This is a genomic window from Ruminococcus sp. MSJ-25, from assembly GCF_018917825.1.
GTDB classification, from domain to species: domain Bacteria; phylum Bacillota; class Clostridia; order Oscillospirales; family Ruminococcaceae; genus Hominimerdicola; species Hominimerdicola aceti.
Genome location: NZ_JAHLPI010000016.1, coordinates 93,079 through 111,036 on the forward strand (window position 1 = coordinate 93,079; position 17,958 = coordinate 111,036).

Below are 17,958 nucleotides of genomic sequence, written 5' to 3' on the forward strand. Positions count from 1 at the left end.
ATATGAAAATATGAACAAAACTGCTATCAAAAATTTCGCTGTTGAAGCGAGAGTAATGCTTATCAATGCTGTAACACAGCTTGCTTATGAATTTGAAGTGACGGAGAACGGCACAAATGACCCTGCGCAGGAGTCTGTCAACGGACGGTCTCTTACGGCTGCGGAGAAAAATCAGCGTTCACAGCTTATCGCAAATATCCGTCAGAACGGCTTTACGCAGACGATGGAGGAAGCCGCCTATACTTGGTTCAATCGTTTCATCGCACTGCGGTTCATGGAGGTCAATAATTATCTGCCGTCCCATACGAGAATATTCTCGGACGAGAGCGGAAATTTCAAGCCCGAGGTGCTTTCCGACGCAGCTAATGTTGAGATCGACGGGCTTGATAAGGAGCTTATTTTAGAGCTGCTCGAAAATCAGGAGAACGAACGGTTATATAAATATATTATCATCACGCAGTGCAATGCTTTGAACAAGGGTTTGCCCGAGATGTTTGAGCAGATAGGCGGCTGGACGGAATTGCTTTTCCCAAGAAATCTGCTGCGTGAGGACAGCGTTATTGCTAAGATGATAACCGAGATACCCGAGGAGGACTGGAGAGATCAGGTGCAGATAATCGGCTGGCTGTATCAGTATTACAACACCGAGCCGAAAGACAAGGTTTTCGCTGATCTAAAGAAGAATATCAAGATCTCTGCACAGGCTATCCCTGCGGCTACCCAGCTTTTTACGCCCGACTGGATAGTGCGTTATATGGTGGAAAATTCCCTTGGACGGCTTTGGGCTGAGGGTCACGGAAAGCCCGATGATGCTGACTGGAAATATTATCTTGATGAAGCCGAACAGGAGGATCCCGTCAAGGCTGAGCTAGAAAAGATCAGGGCGGAATATAAAAATATTCAACCAGAAAATATCAAGATAATCGACCCATGTATGGGTTCGGGACATATACTGGTGTATGCCTTCGATGTGCTTATCGACATTTATCGTTCCTGCGGCTGGGGCGAGCGTGACGCGGCGAAGTCTATCCTGCGAAATAATCTCTACGGGCTGGACATCGACCGCAGAGCCTATCAGCTTGCGTATTTTGCGGTGATGATGAAAGCAAGGCAGTACAACCGCCGCATTTGCAGCCCCGAAAATCAGCCGAATCTTGCGAATTTTGCCGATGTTATGGGTGCTGACACGGATATGCTCTCGGGCAGTATCAGGCGTTTTGCGGAGCAGTTCGCCTTTGCCGATACCTACGGCTCGCTGATGACCGTCACCGCCCCTGCGGATATCGACACCGCTTTTTCCGACTTTATGCCCACCTTCGGGCTGAATATGCGACAGTTTGACATGATGATGAAGATATACAAGATACTTTCACAGAAGTATGATGTAGTCTGCACAAATCCACCATATATGGGCGGTTCGGGAATGAATGCGAAGCTGTCGGAGTTTGTCAAGAGTAAGTTTCCTGACAGTAAATCCGATCTGTTCGCCTGCTTTATTGAGAAGTGCGGACAGCTTGCAAAGCCACACGGTTTCTATGCGATGATTACACAGCACGCTTTCATGTTCCTGTCAAGCTATGAAAATCTACGCCGTAAGCTGATGCTGAAAACAACGGTAAACATGGCGCACCTCGGTGCAAGAGCATTTGATGAGATAGGCGGCGAGGTCGTGCAGACAACAGCGTTTGTTATGACGGGGCATATCAAGGACTACAAGGGTACATACGCAAGGCTTGTTGACACTGTGGGCGAGAATGAAAAGCGTGACCTGTTTTTGAGCGGTGATAAGCGTTTTGCAGCCAAGCAAGAAAACTTCTCCAAAATTCCTGGCTCGCCGGTGGCTTATTGGGTGAGTGAGGCGTTTGTCAAAACTTTTGAAGACGGAATCAAACTTAACGAAATTGCTCCTGCCCGCAAAGGAATGTTCACTGGAAATAATAATTTGTGGCTTAAAATGTGGTATGAGATTTCATACACAAAATTCCTATATCAGTTCAAGCCTTATAATAAAGGGGGGGAATATAGAAAATGGTATGGTAATCATGAATATGTAGTTAATTGGGGTGAGAATGGTTTAGATATTAAATCTTTCAAAGGCTCTGGAAACATTAATGATTCAATGTATTTCCGAAAATGTATTACTTGGAGTTTAGTTACTTCTGCTAAGCAAAGCTTTAGAGCCATTATAGACAATGATCATGTGTTAGGTGATGCTGGACCGGTTTCATTAACCAATGATGAGAATATGTATTATATTTTGGGTGTGCTTAATTCTTGCTATATGGAAATGGTTATTTCGATTCTTGCTCCAACATTGAATTGCAGTAATGGTGTAGTTGGAGGTTTTCCAATTCTTCTTCAGCAGGAGAAAAAAGATCAAGTAGATAATATTGTTAAGAAGAATATAGAAATAAGCAAACAGGATTGGGATTCGTTTGAAACATCATGGGACTTTGAAAAGCACCCGTTGATTTAATAGGAGGTATATTTTATGAATGATTTTGTAAAGATTGTGGAGTATAAGGACAATGATAATACTTCAAAAAGAATAACAGTTGAGTTTACTCAAAGCATGAAAAATGTGAAAGTTAGTTTGAATAATGTTGAGATAACCGAAAAAGGCGAAAAGAAAATAGTTACTCTTCGTAAGACAGATAATCATACAGCTACAGATGTATATTCAGCAGGAAAGCATGATTTTCTGTTTGAATTTGGTAAAACTTTTTTCAATGATGGTGCAGAATTTTCTATTACTTTAAATACAATCAAGAGTAATGTGAGTGAAAAGTATTCATTCATTCTCAAAGATGATAAATGGGAATTGAAAGAGGATAATTAAAATGGGAACACTAATATCCGATAAATACAAAAACTGGGAACAAGAATGCGAAGCCCGTTTCCAGAAGCTAAAAGCCAACGAGGAAGAACTCAACCGCATTTTCATCGACATTTACGGCTTGCAGGACGAGCTGACCCCCGAGGTGGAGGATAAGGACGTGACCGTCAGAAAAGCCGATCTACAGCGTGAGATAAAAAGCCTGATAAGCTATGCCGTGGGCTGTTGGTTTGGCAGATATTCCCTCGATGTCAAGGGGCTTGCCTACGCAGGCGGTGAGTGGGACAGCACGAAATACAAGACGATAATTCCCGTCAAGGACAACGTTCTGCCAATATGCGACGACGATTACCTGCCCACCGACCTCACTGGGCTGATCGTGGATTTCGTGGCGAAAGCTTATGGCGAGGACACGCTTGACGAAAACCTGAAATTCATCGCAGATGCCCTTGGCGGCAAGGGTACGCCCCGTGAGGTGATACGCAGTTATCTGCTGAACGGTTTCTATGCCGACCACTGCAAAATTTATCAGAAAAGGCCGATTTACTGGCTTTTCAGCTCCGGCAAAAAGAACGGTTTCAAGGCGCTTGTGTATATGCACCGCTGGGAGCGCACCACCGTTGCGACCGTTCGCACCGACTACGTTCACGAGTTGCAGGAACGCTACCGCACACAGCTTTCCTTGCTTTCCGAGCAGATAGATTCGGTGGCACAGTCCGACCGTGTGAAGCTAAAAAAGCGTCAGGAAAAGCTGACCGCACAGCTCACTGAGATAAACACCTACGAGGAGAAAGTCCACCACCTCGCTGACATGATGATAGACATTGACCTTGACGACGGTGTGAAGGTCAACTATGCGAAATTTGCGGACATACTGGAGAGGATCAAATGACGATTGATAATATTAACCGCAGTCTGGCGGAGCATTTTGCGAAAGATCTGCCCGACTGCTACGACCGCAGGATCATATTTTGGTTCGATTCCGAGCGTGAGTTTGAATCCATGCTTGATGAACTTGACCTGACCGATGTGAAAATATTAAAGCTGACCGGTGACAATTTTTTTGAAGCGAAAATGCTACTATCTGAGACGGACACGCAGTCGAATTATCTTGTATATGACCCTCTGACCTACAAAAAGCGTGAGGACAACTGGCTTAGGGATATACAGTTATACAGCGAGGAATTTCGTGCCGATCTCGTTTCCATGCAGATGAACGAACTGAAAATTCCCCAGACAACACAGCTCCGCCGTGCCATGAAGCATTACAAGAAATTCTTTGAGAGCAAGGAGCGTGTAGGAAAGCTGGCGGCACTCGCCACAAAATATGAAACCGCAGGACAGTTGCACATCGATATCATGGCGGTGCTTTCGGGTGCAAAACATAATACCGTCAATGGTGTTATACGTGCGATACTCTGCGATTCGCTTGACAATGAAGAAAATGGTGCATTGGAGCGTATCGCAAAATTTGGAAGTGAACAGGCGCTGCAAGAAATGACAGCGAAGTTTTTCGGCTTTTCAAATGAAAAAATACCGCTGTACGATCTTGCAACACATATCCTGCTGACGGCATTTTCGACCCTCGGTGATGACAGCGTGACTTCGGGGCTGGAACAGTATATCTCACCTGAAAAACAGACCGCCTGCTATGCTTTTCTTGACGATTGGAACAATTCTGACGACTGCGAAAAGCTGTTCGACATGGCGGATAATATTTCAAGGCACTATAACCTGACAGACCGCCTTAAAAAAGTCAATACAGATATTCTGCTGAAAGCCGACAGCCTGCCTTGCATTGACGAGGTAATAATCGGCAGATTTATGAGCGAGATCGGTGAGGATATTATCAAGGCTGAGGAGATACTCAAAGCTGTCGAAAGCCGCCGAACATCAAAATGGTATGACAGATATTCCTATTTGTATGACGGGCTGTATTATATCGCCAAAATGCAGGAGTTCCACTACGAGCATATTACGGGATTTCATTATGGCAGATATGACGACCTGTGGAAAGCCTACGGCAAAGACCTGTACATCATGGATACATATTACAGACGTCTGCATATTGCGTTCCGCAAGAGCCTTGTCAGCACATCGGGGACGCTTGATGATCTGTTCAAGGGTGCAATCGTGACTGCGGAAAAAATATACAAGAACTGGTATCTTTCCGAGCTGAATGGGCAGTGGTGTGACCTGATAAAGGACTATATTTGTGATGGCTTTGCCCTTGATGGTATTTCATATCAGAAGGATTTCTATAAATCAAATATTAAGCCGATAGCAAGCGACAGCAGAGTATTCGTGATAATATCTGATGCCCTGCGTTATGAAGTGGCGATGGAGCTTAACGAAAAACTTCTTCGTGAAACAAATGGAACAGCAAAGCTGACAGCGATGCAGTCTGTATTCCCAAGCGTTACGAAATTTGGCATGGCAGCACTTTTGCCACACGATGAACTGACCGTCAACGATGATATGAAGATACTCTGCGATGGTCTGCCGACAGAAAGCACCGAAAACCGTGACAAGATACTGAAACGTTGTTCACCTAAAAACTGTGCCATAACATATGAAAATCTGCTTTCGATGAACCAGACACAGCGCAGAGAGCTTGTCAGCGGTGCGGAGGTCGTGTATATATATCATAACAAGATAGATGCTGTAGGTGATAAGGCGAACACGGAAAAGCAGGTATTTGAAGCCTGTACCGATTCAGTCGAGGAAATGAAAAATCTTGTGCGAATGGTCGTAAACTCCATGAGCGGTTCAAATATCATCATTACCGCAGACCACGGATTTTTGTATTCCAATGAGCCGCTTTCTGAGAGCGATAAGGCTGAAACGAGCCTTGTTTCAGGGAACATATCTGAGACGGGCAGAAGATATATCATAGCTGACAAAAACAGCAGTTCGGATATTCTGATGAAAATACCTATGGACGAGTATTCTGAAAGCATTAAAGGTTTTGCACCTTATGAAAATATTCGCATCAAAAAACAGGGTGGCGGCATGAATTTTGTTCATGGTGGTATTTCCCTGCAAGAATGTTGTGTGCCTGTCATCATGTTCAAGAATATATCAAAGAATTCAAAGAAATTCGTTGATATAAAGAAAGTCACGCTGAGACTTATCAGCATGACAAGAAAGATCAGCAACAATATATTCTCGCTTGACTTCATGCAGCCCGAAGCAGTGGGCGGCAAGATCGTTCCCGCAACGTATGAGATATATCTGTGTGACAAGCAGTCAGTTCCTGTGAGTGATGTCCAGACGGTAACAGCCGACAAGACAGGCGAACCGCAGGACAGAGTTTTCAAGATAAGATTCACGCTGAAAAGTGCGGATTTTGACGGCAATGCGGTATATTATTTGAATGTTGTTGACAAGGAAGCAGGCACTATCATTGAGCGCACAGAATTTTCCGTAAAGATAGCGTTTGCAAATGATTTTGATTTTTGAGTGATAAATTATGAAAACAAGAAAATTTAAGGTAAAGAACGGAATTGGAGGCACATGGGTAACTCTGCAAGGAACTACCAAACATGAAGTCCAAACTACGCGTGACCGTGAAAACAGAGAAACATTAAAATCGATCGTTACAGTTTGTGCTATCGGATCGAAACTGCTCTTATCCCCCGAAAAGAAAAAACGCATTTACCGCTGGCGAGCTGCTCAAAGGCGGAGAGAGCCTAATTATTACGCTGCCAATAAACAGCTTGAAGCAGAGATGAGCATTCCTGTAGGGAGTGTGATTGGAGGAATGATTATGGATGAATTTGATAAAAGGGTGATCGAAGCGTTTCCCGGCAAGGCAGTCCGCAAGGATCTTACCGGACTTATGAAAAAGGGTGCAAATGTGCCTACATATGTACTTGAATATCTTCTTGGAATGTACTGCACCACCGATGACGATGATGAAATGAGGATCGGCTTGGATAAGATCAAGAAGATACTTAGCGAGAATTACGTTCGCCCCGACCAGAGCGATTATGTCAAGTCCAAAATAAAAGAAAATGGTCAGTATACGGTCATCGATAAGGTAACAGTCAGGCTCGATGAAAAAGAGGATAAGTATGTAGCTAGCTTTACAAATCTTGACCTGAAGGATTTTGTGGTCAATTCTGATCTGGTAGTTCATAACGAAAAACTGCTGATAGGCGGTATATGGTGTATTATCAAAATTGAATATGTCGGACTTGAACAGGACGATGAAGAGGATGAATACGAAGAAGATATATTTGAAGGCAACAAAAAGAAACGCAAAAAGCTGAAAAAGAAGAAATCAAGATATGAATCTCCTTTTGCCATAGCCGCATTAAAACCGATACAAATGGCAAATCTTGACCTTGATGAGATCATCGAAGCCAGACAGCAGTTTACCAAAGATGAATGGATAACCATACTTCTCCGCAGTGCAGGCTATGAACCAGATGAACTGGACGAAAAGCAGAAATTCCACTATCTGCTGCGATTTGTGCCGTTTATTCAGAAGAACTATAACCTTGTGGAACTCGGTCCGAGAGGTACGGGAAAATCTCATGCTTACAGTGAGCTTTCGCCTTATTCGATACTTATGAGCAGCGGACACACGACTGTTTCCAATATGTTCTACAATATGGCATCGCACCGTGTGGGACTTGTGGGAAACTGGGACTGCGTGGCGTTCGATGAGGTCGGCGGTATCAAGGGCAGTGATGCCGATATGGTGCAGATCATGAAAAACTATATGGCAAACGGAAGCTTTGCCAGAGGCAGCGACTCCATAAGCTCAGATGCTTCAATCGCCTTTGAGGGAAATACGTTCAGGAGTGTGGAGGATATGCTCCGCACCACAAATCTCTTTGAGCCGTTTCCCGAAGGATTCAATAACGATTCAGCTTTCTTTGATAGGATACACGCATATCTGCCTGGTTGGGAAACTCCGAAGCTGAGAGCAAGCCTTTTTACGGTGAAATACGGTCTTATTTCCGACTGCTTTTCGGAATTTTGCCATGCTATGCGCAAGTATGATTTCACCAATTCTTTCGGTGAATATTTCGCCCTGAATGATAATTTCAATACCCGTGATGATACGGCGGTAAGACGTACTTTTTCTGGGCTTGCAAAGATGATCTATCCAGATGAGCATATTGGCAAGGAAGAAGCCCGTGAGTTGCTTGTGTATGCGATAGAGTGCAGACGCAGGGTCAAGGAACAACTTAGAAAAATGAATCCTGCCGAGTTCAGTGATGTTATGCTCGGATATATCGACCTTGATACTAACGAGGAATTTATCGTTGATCTGCCCGAAATTTCAGGCGGAACGCTTATTCCCGACACCTTCGGTAAGCCGGGATATGTCTATGCTGTCGGTCGGTCTTATGATGACAAAAATATTGGTATTTACCGCTTTGAGAATAAGCTTATTGAGGGCAATGGAAAGCTGAGTTTCCGCAATGTTGAGGGTCTTGCAGGTGCGCCAAGAAGTGTAAAGGATAGTATCACAGCGGCATTTAACTACTTTATCCAGAACAGCCGCAAGCTGATAGACGGCAAGTATGACGATTTCGATTACAGCCTGTATTATAACGACTTGCAAAACAGAAATGTCAGCGAAGAGGTCTCCATAGCTGAAGTGGTGGGTCTTTTCTCGGCTCTGTCGAATCGTCCTGTCATGCCGTCACTTGTGATATGCGGACGTGTGGTAATGTCTGGAGAAACTATGCCCGTCATCACCATGCTTGACGAAATATTTGTGACAGCGGCAAATGCAGGGGCTAAGAAAATACTTCTTCCCGAAAACAGCCGTGCCAATTATGAACAGCTTTCAGACAAAATGAAAAGCGAAATATCTGCTGAATTTTATTCCACTCCGCTTGAAGCGGCAAAAATCGCACTGGGAGTAGAGCTGTAATGAAAGAATACAAGTGTATAGCCTGTGGCGAGGTGAAACAAAGCACAGAGCGCTGTATGTGTCCGATTTGCGGATATATGATGTATGAACTGCCAAATGAGCGAAAATCTGTACTTATCGGCGAGATAACGGATTTTGTTAGAGCGATAATAAATCAGAAGATAGATATAAAGTCGGTTGATTTCGGAAAGCTGGATTCGGACATACACCGCTTTCCGGACTATGATAAAATAAAAAATCATGTGTCAAAGGCTGAAAAGACGGAAGAATTTTATAAAAGATTACAGCGAAGTGCCGAACAAATGAAGCAATATTTTCACGATACGTTCCGCAAAACCTATGACGGGAAAATGCAGTTTCTGAAAGTGCTTTCCGATTCCACTGCGGAATACTTAGACAGTGTTCTTCCCAAACTTGGAATTGAAGCAAGCTATGAAAAGGTCAATTTTCCGTTGGTAAGTGTCGCATATGAGGAGAACGCCAACCATGAACTTCTGCCGTTGTCAGATACTCTCATAGAGAGAATACTTCAACTGGCTGACAAAATGTATAAATTCATCCGTATCAATAATATCTACGGACGGGCGTATGACATAAAAACTAAGGCTTTCAAATTCAAAGGTAAGACGGAAGATTTTGATTGGGGATCAGCTATCAAAGAACGCATTTCCGCCTGTGATAAGGTCATTGCCAAAAAGTATGTGGTCGATATTTTCGAGGACGGCAAATCGGAACTGACCGCAATGCTGAAAGTTACTTGGGATGCTGTTTTTATCCTGATGTCAGCACCATTGAAAAAAAGTTCCTATGCTTACAGTTTTAAAAATGTAAACGGCATTATTACAGATGATTCTATGGATAGCAAAAGCTGTGCATACAAGCTGAACGATATTTTTATCAGCCGTTTTAAGCCTGTCCTTAAAATGATCAATGCCAATGAATTTTTGACTGACAAGACCGAAAGTGAGCTGTTCGAACTTTACAATAAGATGCTCGATCTTGACGTTCATCACTACATGACAGGCACAAAGGGCGATTTTGTAGCAGGGAAAAACGAACAGAAACTTGATGCTCTTGTCGGTCTTGAAAGCATAAAATCAAGTGTCAGAAAAATAAAGGCGTATGCTCTTGCAAACAAGGATAACGCAGGGCTTAATCTGCATATGTGTTTCTTAGGAAACCCCGGTACGGGCAAGACGGAAGTTGCTCGAATTATCGCAGGGATTCTATATGAAAATGGATTTTTGCCCACTGCCAAGGTCATTGAAACAGACCGCAGAGGACTTGTTGCAGGCTACGTTGGTCAGACAGCGATAAAGACCGCAGAGGTCATCAAAAGTGCTATGGGCGGAGTGCTGTTCATTGACGAGGCATATTCTCTTGTTCAGAATGACACTAGCGGTGATTACGGTCATGAAGCGGTTTCTACGCTTATAAAGGCTATGGAGGACTATCGTGGCAAATTTTGTGTAATACTTGCAGGCTATAAAAATCAGATGAATGAAATGATAGCTACAAATCAGGGCTTTCAATCAAGGATAGGCTTTACTCTTGATTTTCCAAATTACGACCGCAAGGAATTGTCGCAGATCTTGGACATCATGTTGAAAGCAAGAGAGTATTCCGTCAGCGATGCTGCTAAGGAGCGTATGCTTGATATTACCGACCACAAGCGGAAAGACTCTAATTTTGCAAATGCTCGTGAGGTCAGAAACATTCTCGATAAGGTCATCATGTGTCAGAATGTACGCTGTGCAGGCACATCTGATAAAGCCCTTGAAATAGTAGATGTGAATACATACATCAGGGACGAGCATATCAATATCCCCACAAGCGGCAACGGTTTTGTGAAGAAGATACTTACCACCGAAGAAGAACTTGACACACTTGTGGGACTGCGTTCCGTGAAACGAATGATAAAGAAGATAAAGGCTTATGCCAAGCGGAACAAGACAGATCCTGATATTAATCTGCATATGAGTTTTTGCGGAAATCCGGGGACGGGCAAGACCGAGGTCGCCCGTATACTTTCACGATTATTGTACGAGGCAGGTGTATTGACCGAAGCCAAGCTGATAGAAACAGATGCAAGCGGACTAATAAGTAAGTATGTCGGTGAAACGGCAAAAAAAACGCTGAACAAAATAAATGATGCTATGGGTGGAGTGCTTTTCATTGATGAAGCATACAGCCTAATGCAGAACACTGACAGCGGAACAGCAGGCTACGGTGACGAGGCTGTTGCAGTTCTTCTGAAACAAATGGAAGATAAAAGAGGGCAGTTCTGCGTTATCCTTGCAGGCTACAGAACAGAAATGGACAAGTTTATCAGCACAAATCCGGGATTTTCGTCAAGAATACAGTTCTCGCTTGATTTTCCTGACTATGACCGAGAGGAGCTTTCGGAAATAGCACTGCATTTCCTGCAAAAGAAAAAATACACTATTGACGATAACGCACTTGTGCTTGTGCTTGATATTACCGATTATTACAGGGCAAGACCAAACTTTGCGAATGCCCGTACTGTCCGAAATATTCTTGAACAGGTGATAATGAACCAGAATCTTCGTGCAGATGAGGAAGAAAGCTCGGATACCAATATCATTCTTTCTGATGTGAAGGATTATATTGACGATGAAAACATCGACCTTAACAGTTCGATGGGGACACATCGAAGAATTGGTTTTTGAATGAATGAAATAAAAAAAGTCCAAAAAATGCTTGTTTTCTTATTTTTGATGTAAAAGTCGGATATATGTAACCGACTTGAAAATGATAGTGACGAAGTGCTTTTTATTGATGATAAGCCTAAAACTAGAAACGAAATAGCATAAAATTACCGCCGCAACCGATTTTGGTTGCGGCGGATTTGTCATGTTGACAAATCCTTCGGTTTCCTCCTTGCCCAATTGTAGCACATAAGGAGAAAATCCCAAAATGTGAGCACATTCACGTTTTATCAACAGAAGCCCCTTTTGTGCATTATTTTTTTGCGAGTACAATGCCCAACATATTATGGCTTTATAAAACAAAGAGCTGCGCTTATTTAATGAAACGCAGCTCTTATGCTTATATTTTTATTATAAAGACGAAATGCACTGTGAATATGCCCCAATATTTAGTCAACAACACATTCCACAACAGCACAAGGCGGAATATTCAGCTTTAACACATTATCCTTGATGACTGCCGTATGCTCGGTAATGCTCACTCTGTCGGGACAGTCGAAGTCGTTATAGCTGTGCGCCTCGTTTGTAAGTATCCTGCACGAAACCGATGATGCTTTAAATCCGAAAATGCTGCATTCAACAGCAGCCTCTTCCGTAAGCGAACAGTTTGCGGCGGTAACGGTCATACTCTTTTCGTTCACCGATGCGGAAACCGAGATCATCGGAGCATTTTTACCTTCCGACATATTTTCATTCTGCGTATAGCAGTAAACTGCCTCGTTGTTTTGGTGTGTTTTAAAAAGGTCGAAAACGTGATATGTAGGCGTTTTTATCATCTTATCGCCCTCTGTAAGAATGACCGATTGGAGAACATTCACCGCCTGCGCAAGGTTTGCCATTACAACACGGTCGCTGTGTCTGTTAAAAACATTCAGCTCTATTGCAGCAACGATAGCATCACGCATTGTATTCTGCTGATATAAAAATCCCGGGTTCGTACCCTCTTCTACCTTATGCCAACAGCCCCACTCTCCTATTACAAGTCCTATTTTCTTTTCGGGATCATAGCGGTTCATTATCTCCGAATGTCTTGTGATAAGCTCATCGGAAAAGTTCGCTGCAGCTATAGTTTTATAATAAAGCTCATCGTCAAAATCGGTGGCAGACTCCATTTCGGGCCATACCGGCATCGTATAATAATGCAGGTCGATAGCATCAACATTATTGCTGTCAAGATTTTTCATCATGACTTCTGTCCAGTTATAGTCGGCAGAGCTTGAACCGCAGGCTATTCTGTAAAGTCTGTTTCCCGAATAATTGCGGCAGAATGTCTGATACCTTTTATAAACGTCGGCGTAATATTCGGGACGCATATTTCCTCCGCAGCCCCAGTTTTCATTGCCGATACCGAGGTATTCGAGTTTCCACGGCTCGGCTCTGCCGTTCTTCTTTCTCTGCTCTGTGAGAGGTGATTCCGCATCTGAGGTCATATATTCTATCCATTCGGATAATTCACGAACACTGCCGCTGCCAACATTGCCGTTTATATAAGGCTTGCAGCCAACAAGCTCACAGAAACGCATAAATTCGTGCGTGCCAAAAGAATTATCCTCCGTAACTCCGCCCCAGTTCGTGTTCACGATCTTTCGGCGCTGAGATTTTTCGCCGATACCGTCCTGCCAGTGATATTCTTCTGCAAAGCAGCCACCTGGCCAGCGGAAAACGGGAGCTTTTATATTTCTGAGCGCCTCGATGATATCATTCCTTATTCCGTCTGTATTCGGAATAGGTGAATTTTCACCCACATATATACCATTGTAGATACATCTTCCGAGATGCTCGGAAAAATGTCCGTATATCTCGGGAGAGATATGTCCGAGCCTGTCGTCTGCATTTATTACCATTGATATTTTTTTCATGTTATACCTCCGCCGTATACTGAATTATTATATTATTAGTTTAAGTCATTTACTTCGGTATTGCAATGACTTATAATATTATCATACTAAGTCAAGGAATCCTCATATTTCAATTACAGATGATTCTATGGACAGCAAAAGCTGTGCGTACAAGCTGAACGATATTTTTATCAGCCGTTTTAAGCTTGTCCTTGAAATTATCAATGCCAATGATTTTTTTGACCAGAAAGACCGAAAGTGAGCTGTTTGAACTTTACAATAAGATGCTCGATCCTGATGTTTATCACTACATGACAGGCACAAAGGGCGGTTCTGTCATATCCGAAATTCACTTATGATACCTAGTATTAGCACTTATCTGAAACGCCCTGTAAACCTGCTCCAAAAGCATTATCCTTGCAAGTTGGTGCGGAAACGTCATCTCCGACATTGATAAGCGCAGGTCAGCTTTCGCTTTTATCTCAGGGGCAATGCCGAATGAAGAGCCTATTATGAAATTCACTGTGCTGAATCCGTTCAGACCGCATTCGCTGAGCTTTTTGGACAGCTTTTCACTTGAAAGCTGCTTGCCCTCAATGCACATTGCAATATTGTATGCGCCCTTGATGTCAGTGTAGCCTTTCATGGCTTTTGCTTCGTTTTCAAGCGCCGCTGCTATCTCCTTTTCGGAGGGGTTGTCAGATAACCTCGACTCGTTGAGCTCAACTATTTCAAGCTTGCAGAACGCCCCAAGCCGCTTTGAGTATTCCGCCGCAGCGTCACGCCAGTATTTTTCTTTCAGCTTTCCAACTGTAATAAGATTTATCCTTATCAAAATGCCACCGCCATTCCGCTGCCCTCAGGCTTTGCTATATGTAAAATATAGTCGCTGTTGCGCTCGTAATCTCCAAGTGCTCCCACAGCCGAGTTTTCAGCCTGCAAAGGCGTGTTGTTTTCCTGACTTAAATGCCCTAAAATAAATTTATATGTACCTGCTGTCATAAGCTTTTTTAGCTGTTCTCCGCAGGCAGAGTTTGAAAGGTGGCCATGGTCTGAAGCGATGCGCCTTTTCAGCTCGTATGGATAAGGTCCATTTTTCAACATTGACTCATCATAATTTGACTCCAGCAAAACAAGGTCAGAACCGCTCAGGTGCATATCGACCTCATTTGTAACAGTGCCAAGGTCGGTGCATACGCACACCTGCTTGCCGTCAGGGGTCTTTATCTGATATCCACAGCTTGCAGGGGTATCATGAAATGTGGCAAAACCTTTTACGGCATAATCTCCTATGCAGACTTCATTGCCGTCCACCTCGTTGACATCACAGGCTGGGTCTATTTTGCCGTCAGATACAAGTATCTCAAGATTGGTCTTTTGGGCAAATACAGGAATATGATATTTCTTCGTGAGAACTTTAAGCCCAGAAACATGGTCGGAATGTGTGTGTGTGATAAAAATTCCCTGTATCACAGCAGGGTCGATCTCGTTAGCTTTCAAGGCCTCACAAAGACGTTTGCAGGATACTCCTGCGTCAACAAGTATCCCGCCGTCACTGTTGCCGATAAAAGAGCTGTTGCCCTTGCTTGATGAAAAAAGTGGATATATCCTTGCCATAACTAATTCCTTTCAAAAGTTTTCAGAAGATACTCTGCAACACCGTCTTCTTCATTTGTGCCTGTCACCTCGTCACAGCCTTCAAGCACCTCTTTGCAGGCGTTTTTTACTGCCACTCTTTTATCGGCCGCCTTGAACATAGGCAGATCGTTGGTGTTGTCGCCAAAAGCCGTGACAAAGTCAAAGCCGTAATTCTCACGAAGATACCTCACGCCCTGCTCCTTAGAAGCCACCGAAGAAAACACTTCAAGATACCAAAGCTTGGGGTCATAGACATCATAATAGTATGTGATGTTAAGCTTTTCATTTTCTTTAAGAGCGTCATACAGCGGTACAAGTTTTTCTTTTTCTGCAATAAAAGTGAAGTATATCACATTGTCGATGTGCTGAGAAAGGTCACTGACCTGCGTGAAAGACTTGTAATATTTCTCTCTGCGTTCCTTGTAAAAGCTCTTCATTGCAGGTGAAATAAGCCTCTCATATCTTGTGGAAAGCTGGTTATCTGAAACCGAGTACATAAAAGGCTCTAAACCAAGCCCTTTTGAAAGACCTATGATAAGACCGCAAAGCTCCCTGGAAAGGCTGTTTATCTTGACGTATTTTTTCTCCGCCATATCATAAATAAGCACGCCGTTCATAAGTATAACAGGAAGCTTCAGGTCAAGCCCTGAAAGTATTTTTCCTGCGGAAGCAAGCGTCCTTGCAGTGGCGGCAGTGAAGTTAAGCCCCTTTGCCATGAGCCTGTTCAAAGTGTCTCTTGTGAACTCCGTCACCTCTGCATTGCCGTTAAGCAACGTTCCGTCAAGGTCGGAAATAAAAAGCTCCATATCATGTCCTCTCAAATGCTGTAAAAAACGGCGGCAAATAATATGCCGCCGCAGTGTTATCAATATTAATCAGCCGCTAAGCTCCATTTCGTTAGCGTCAGGCTTGTAAACACGCTGAATGTCAGCCCCAAGCCCTCTGAGCTTCTCATCTATCTTTTCATATCCTCTTTCGATGTAGAAAATATTGTCTATCTCAGTTGTTCCCTCAGCCGCAAGACCGGCAATGACCATTGCCGCGCCTGCTCTCAGGTCAGTTGCTACAACAGGAGCGCCTTTGAGCTTGCCAACGCCCTGTATAACAGCCACCTTGCCGTCAACAGAAATGTCAGCGCCCATTCTTCTAAGCTCAGCCACATATCTGAATCTGTTGTCAAAAATATCGTCTGTAACGATGCTCGTACCCTCTGCAAGCGTCAGCAGTGTTGAGAACTGCGGCTGCATATCAGTAGGGAAGCCAGGGTGCGGCATAGTTTTTATAGAAGTTTTCACGAGCGGACCATCCACCCAAACATGAACGCTCTCATCGCTTTCCTCAACGTTTACGCCTACCTTGCGGAGCTTTGCCGTGATAGACTCAAGGTGTTTAGGGATAACATTTGCGATAACAACGTCGCCCTTTGTGGCAGCCGCCGCTACCATATAAGTGCCTGCCTCTATCTGGTCAGGGATAGTCGCATAGGTAACGCCTTTGAGGTAATCAACGCCTCTTATCTTGATAACGTCTGTACCTGCGCCTCTGATATCAGCACCCATTGAGTTAAGGAAGTTCGCAAGGTCAACGATATGAGGCTCTTTCGCCGCATTTTCGATTATAGTAAGCCCCTTTGCCTTTACAGAGGCAAATATTGCATTCATAGTTGCGCCAACTGTAACAAAGTCAAAGTATATCTGATTGCCCACAAGCTCGTCTGCTGTGACATGATTAGCTCCGTTCACTATCTCGTCAGACGCACCAAGCGCCTTGAAAGCTTTCAAATGCTGATCTATAGGTCTGTCGCCAAGGTCACAGCCGCCCGGCATCGGAACAAAAGCCTCGTGAAATCTTCCAAGCAGTGTGCCAAGAAAATAGCATGACGCTCTCATGGTTCTTGCAAGTTCATATGGCACTTCAGGCTTTTCAATGCCCTTTGTGTCAAAATATATAGTATTTTTATCTAAAAGTCTGACCTCTGCGCCCATTTCACGCAGGATCTTCATGCACTTAGTTATATCGCTTATCTCAGGCACGTTCTCAAGAACGCACGGCTCGTCGCACAGGATAGTTGCCGCAACCAATGCAACAGCAGCGTTTTTTGCACCGCTTATCTGCACAGTACCATGCAGCGGCTTACCTCCATGTATAACAAACTTCTCCAAGTTTACACACTCCTTAACGAGATTGTCGGCTTCTCTCTCTGCCGACGCTCAGATTATTATACCACAGCCACAGGCAAAATAAAAGCAAAAAGCAAGAATTTCAACGATTTGGTTAAAATCATTTAACATACACCCAAGCAATCGTTAAATCTGCCCATATAATGCAGGCTATGGCGGTCTATATAAAGAACAAATGTTCACACACTCTTAACAATAGAATATCCAACTCTTATATTTTAACACACCCCATTCAAAAAATCAATAGTGAATAAGGATATTTTGATAAATTTTCGACAATTTTTTCGGCTTTTTCGGTGAAAATTACAGCAATGTTACAACTGTACGAAATCTTGTACCTTATTGTAACCTTAGTGTAACATTTGAGTACAAAAAACAAGACACTTGCCGTTTGTCTTGACGAAAAAGAACGGCTGTGGTATACTCATAACAACAGATATACTGTAAAAAGGGGAGTGCGGCAGTGGTAAAAAGAAAGAATCTCATATGGGCGGCAGTTTTTGCGGCTGTTATCGCTGCGTGCCTGATATTTATTTTCCTCACAGGTGGAAAGAGCGGAGAAAATTCTGCCGAGATATATGAAAACGGCAAGCTAATAAAGACAGTTTCCGACCTTTCCCCCGATAAGGAGTATTCCTTTGAGATAAAAACAGAAAACGGCACTAATACAATAACCGTTGGCGAGGGAAGCATTTGGGTGTCTGTCGCAGATTGCTCGAACCAGACCTGTGTTCATGCAGGAAAGATATCCCACGCAGGACAGACCGTCATTTGTGCACCGCACAAGCTTGTGATAAAAATAGTCGGTGAGACCTCTGCCGACGCTGTGATATAGGGGTGG

Annotated in this window: 13 protein-coding genes; 8 read left to right on the top strand and 5 right to left on the bottom strand. The window is 43.6% G+C overall.

Annotation, left to right across the window (positions count from 1 at the left end; translation table 11 throughout):
- Positions 1-10 precede the first annotated feature (10 nt).
- The 6 genes from pglX to KQH97_RS06395 are packed head-to-tail and all read left to right on the top strand — an operon-like array spanning position 11 to position 11,422.
- Positions 11-2,476 (top strand): BREX-1 system adenine-specific DNA-methyltransferase PglX, encoded by a 2,466-nt coding sequence (gene pglX, locus KQH97_RS06370; protein WP_216553537.1) that lies wholly within the window; start codon positions 11-13, stop codon positions 2,474-2,476.
- A 15-nt stretch (positions 2,477-2,491) separates the two neighbouring features.
- Positions 2,492-2,839, top strand: a complete 348-nt coding sequence (locus tag KQH97_RS06375) for a lipocalin/fatty-acid binding family protein (RefSeq protein WP_216553540.1) — start codon at positions 2,492-2,494, stop codon at positions 2,837-2,839.
- A gap of 1 nt (position 2,840) precedes the next feature.
- Positions 2,841-3,728 (top strand): hypothetical protein, encoded by an 888-nt coding sequence (locus tag KQH97_RS06380; RefSeq protein WP_216553541.1) that lies wholly within the window; start codon positions 2,841-2,843, stop codon positions 3,726-3,728.
- Positions 3,725-6,298: a BREX-1 system phosphatase PglZ type A gene (pglZ, locus tag KQH97_RS06385; protein WP_216553543.1), complete on the top strand. Its 2,574-nt coding sequence runs from the start codon at positions 3,725-3,727 to the stop codon at positions 6,296-6,298. Before KQH97_RS06380 ends, pglZ begins: the two co-directional genes overlap by 4 nt.
- Positions 6,299-6,308: 10 nt before the next feature.
- Positions 6,309-8,732: a BREX system Lon protease-like protein BrxL gene (brxL, locus tag KQH97_RS06390; RefSeq protein WP_253286392.1), complete on the top strand. Its 2,424-nt coding sequence runs from the start codon at positions 6,309-6,311 to the stop codon at positions 8,730-8,732.
- The gene (locus KQH97_RS06395; protein ID WP_216553545.1) at positions 8,732-11,422 is read left to right on the top strand and encodes an AAA family ATPase; all 2,691 of its coding nucleotides are present in this window, start codon (positions 8,732-8,734) and stop codon (positions 11,420-11,422) included. Before brxL ends, KQH97_RS06395 begins: the two co-directional genes overlap by 1 nt.
- 428 nt (positions 11,423-11,850) lie before the next feature.
- Here KQH97_RS06395 and KQH97_RS06400 read toward each other — a convergent pair whose 3' ends face one another.
- Positions 11,851-13,320: an alpha-N-arabinofuranosidase gene (locus KQH97_RS06400; protein WP_216553547.1), complete on the bottom strand. Its 1,470-nt coding sequence runs from the start codon at positions 13,318-13,320 to the stop codon at positions 11,851-11,853.
- 203 nt (positions 13,321-13,523) lie between these two features.
- Between KQH97_RS06400 and KQH97_RS08775 the strand changes: the two genes are divergently transcribed.
- Complete coding sequence (locus KQH97_RS08775) at positions 13,524-13,658, top strand: hypothetical protein (protein ID WP_301282707.1); 135 nt, start codon at positions 13,524-13,526, stop codon at positions 13,656-13,658.
- Here KQH97_RS08775 and rlmH read toward each other — a convergent pair.
- The 4 genes from rlmH to KQH97_RS06420 form a co-directional block, all read right to left on the bottom strand.
- On the bottom strand, positions 13,649-14,134 hold the full coding sequence (rlmH, locus tag KQH97_RS06405; RefSeq protein WP_022287465.1) for a 23S rRNA (pseudouridine(1915)-N(3))-methyltransferase RlmH: 486 nt from the start codon (positions 14,132-14,134) through the stop codon (positions 13,649-13,651). The genes KQH97_RS08775 and rlmH overlap by 10 nt on opposite strands.
- Positions 14,131-14,916, bottom strand: a complete 786-nt coding sequence (locus tag KQH97_RS06410; protein WP_117926926.1) for an MBL fold metallo-hydrolase — start codon at positions 14,914-14,916, stop codon at positions 14,131-14,133. Before KQH97_RS06410 ends, rlmH begins: the two co-directional genes overlap by 4 nt.
- Positions 14,917-14,918: 2 nt before the next feature.
- Entirely contained in the window at positions 14,919-15,743 is an 825-nt protein-coding gene (locus KQH97_RS06415; protein ID WP_216553549.1) for an HAD family hydrolase, read from the bottom strand.
- A gap of 69 nt (positions 15,744-15,812) precedes the next feature.
- Positions 15,813-17,099, bottom strand: coding sequence for a UDP-N-acetylglucosamine 1-carboxyvinyltransferase (locus KQH97_RS06420; protein ID WP_046441649.1), 1,287 nt, complete (start codon positions 17,097-17,099; stop codon positions 15,813-15,815).
- A 481-nt stretch (positions 17,100-17,580) separates the two neighbouring features.
- Between KQH97_RS06420 and KQH97_RS06425 the strand changes: the two genes are divergently transcribed.
- Positions 17,581-17,952 (top strand): NusG domain II-containing protein, encoded by a 372-nt coding sequence (locus KQH97_RS06425; protein ID WP_181982652.1) that lies wholly within the window; start codon positions 17,581-17,583, stop codon positions 17,950-17,952.
- Positions 17,953-17,958: the final 6 nt, after the last annotated feature.

What these genes read in the sequence shown, in the direction of transcription:
- pglX (WP_216553537.1), top strand. Translation starts at nt 11, where the DNA reads ATGAACAAAACTGCTATCAAAAATTTCGCTGTTGAAGCGAGAGTAATG.
- KQH97_RS06375 (WP_216553540.1), top strand. Translation starts at nt 2,492, where the DNA reads ATGAATGATTTTGTAAAGATTGTGGAGTATAAGGACAATGATAATACT.
- KQH97_RS06380 (WP_216553541.1), top strand. Translation starts at nt 2,841, where the DNA reads ATGGGAACACTAATATCCGATAAATACAAAAACTGGGAACAAGAATGC.
- pglZ (WP_216553543.1), top strand. Translation starts at nt 3,725, where the DNA reads ATGACGATTGATAATATTAACCGCAGTCTGGCGGAGCATTTTGCGAAA.
- brxL (WP_253286392.1), top strand. Translation starts at nt 6,309, where the DNA reads ATGAAAACAAGAAAATTTAAGGTAAAGAACGGAATTGGAGGCACATGG.
- KQH97_RS06395 (WP_216553545.1), top strand. Translation starts at nt 8,732, where the DNA reads ATGAAAGAATACAAGTGTATAGCCTGTGGCGAGGTGAAACAAAGCACA.
- KQH97_RS06400 (WP_216553547.1), bottom strand. Translation starts at nt 13,320, where the DNA reads ATGAAAAAAATATCAATGGTAATAAATGCAGACGACAGGCTCGGACAT.
- KQH97_RS08775 (WP_301282707.1), top strand. Translation starts at nt 13,524, where the DNA reads ATGCCAATGATTTTTTTGACCAGAAAGACCGAAAGTGAGCTGTTTGAA.
- KQH97_RS06410 (WP_117926926.1), bottom strand. Translation starts at nt 14,916, where the DNA reads ATGGCAAGGATATATCCACTTTTTTCATCAAGCAAGGGCAACAGCTCT.
- KQH97_RS06415 (WP_216553549.1), bottom strand. Translation starts at nt 15,743, where the DNA reads ATGGAGCTTTTTATTTCCGACCTTGACGGAACGTTGCTTAACGGCAAT.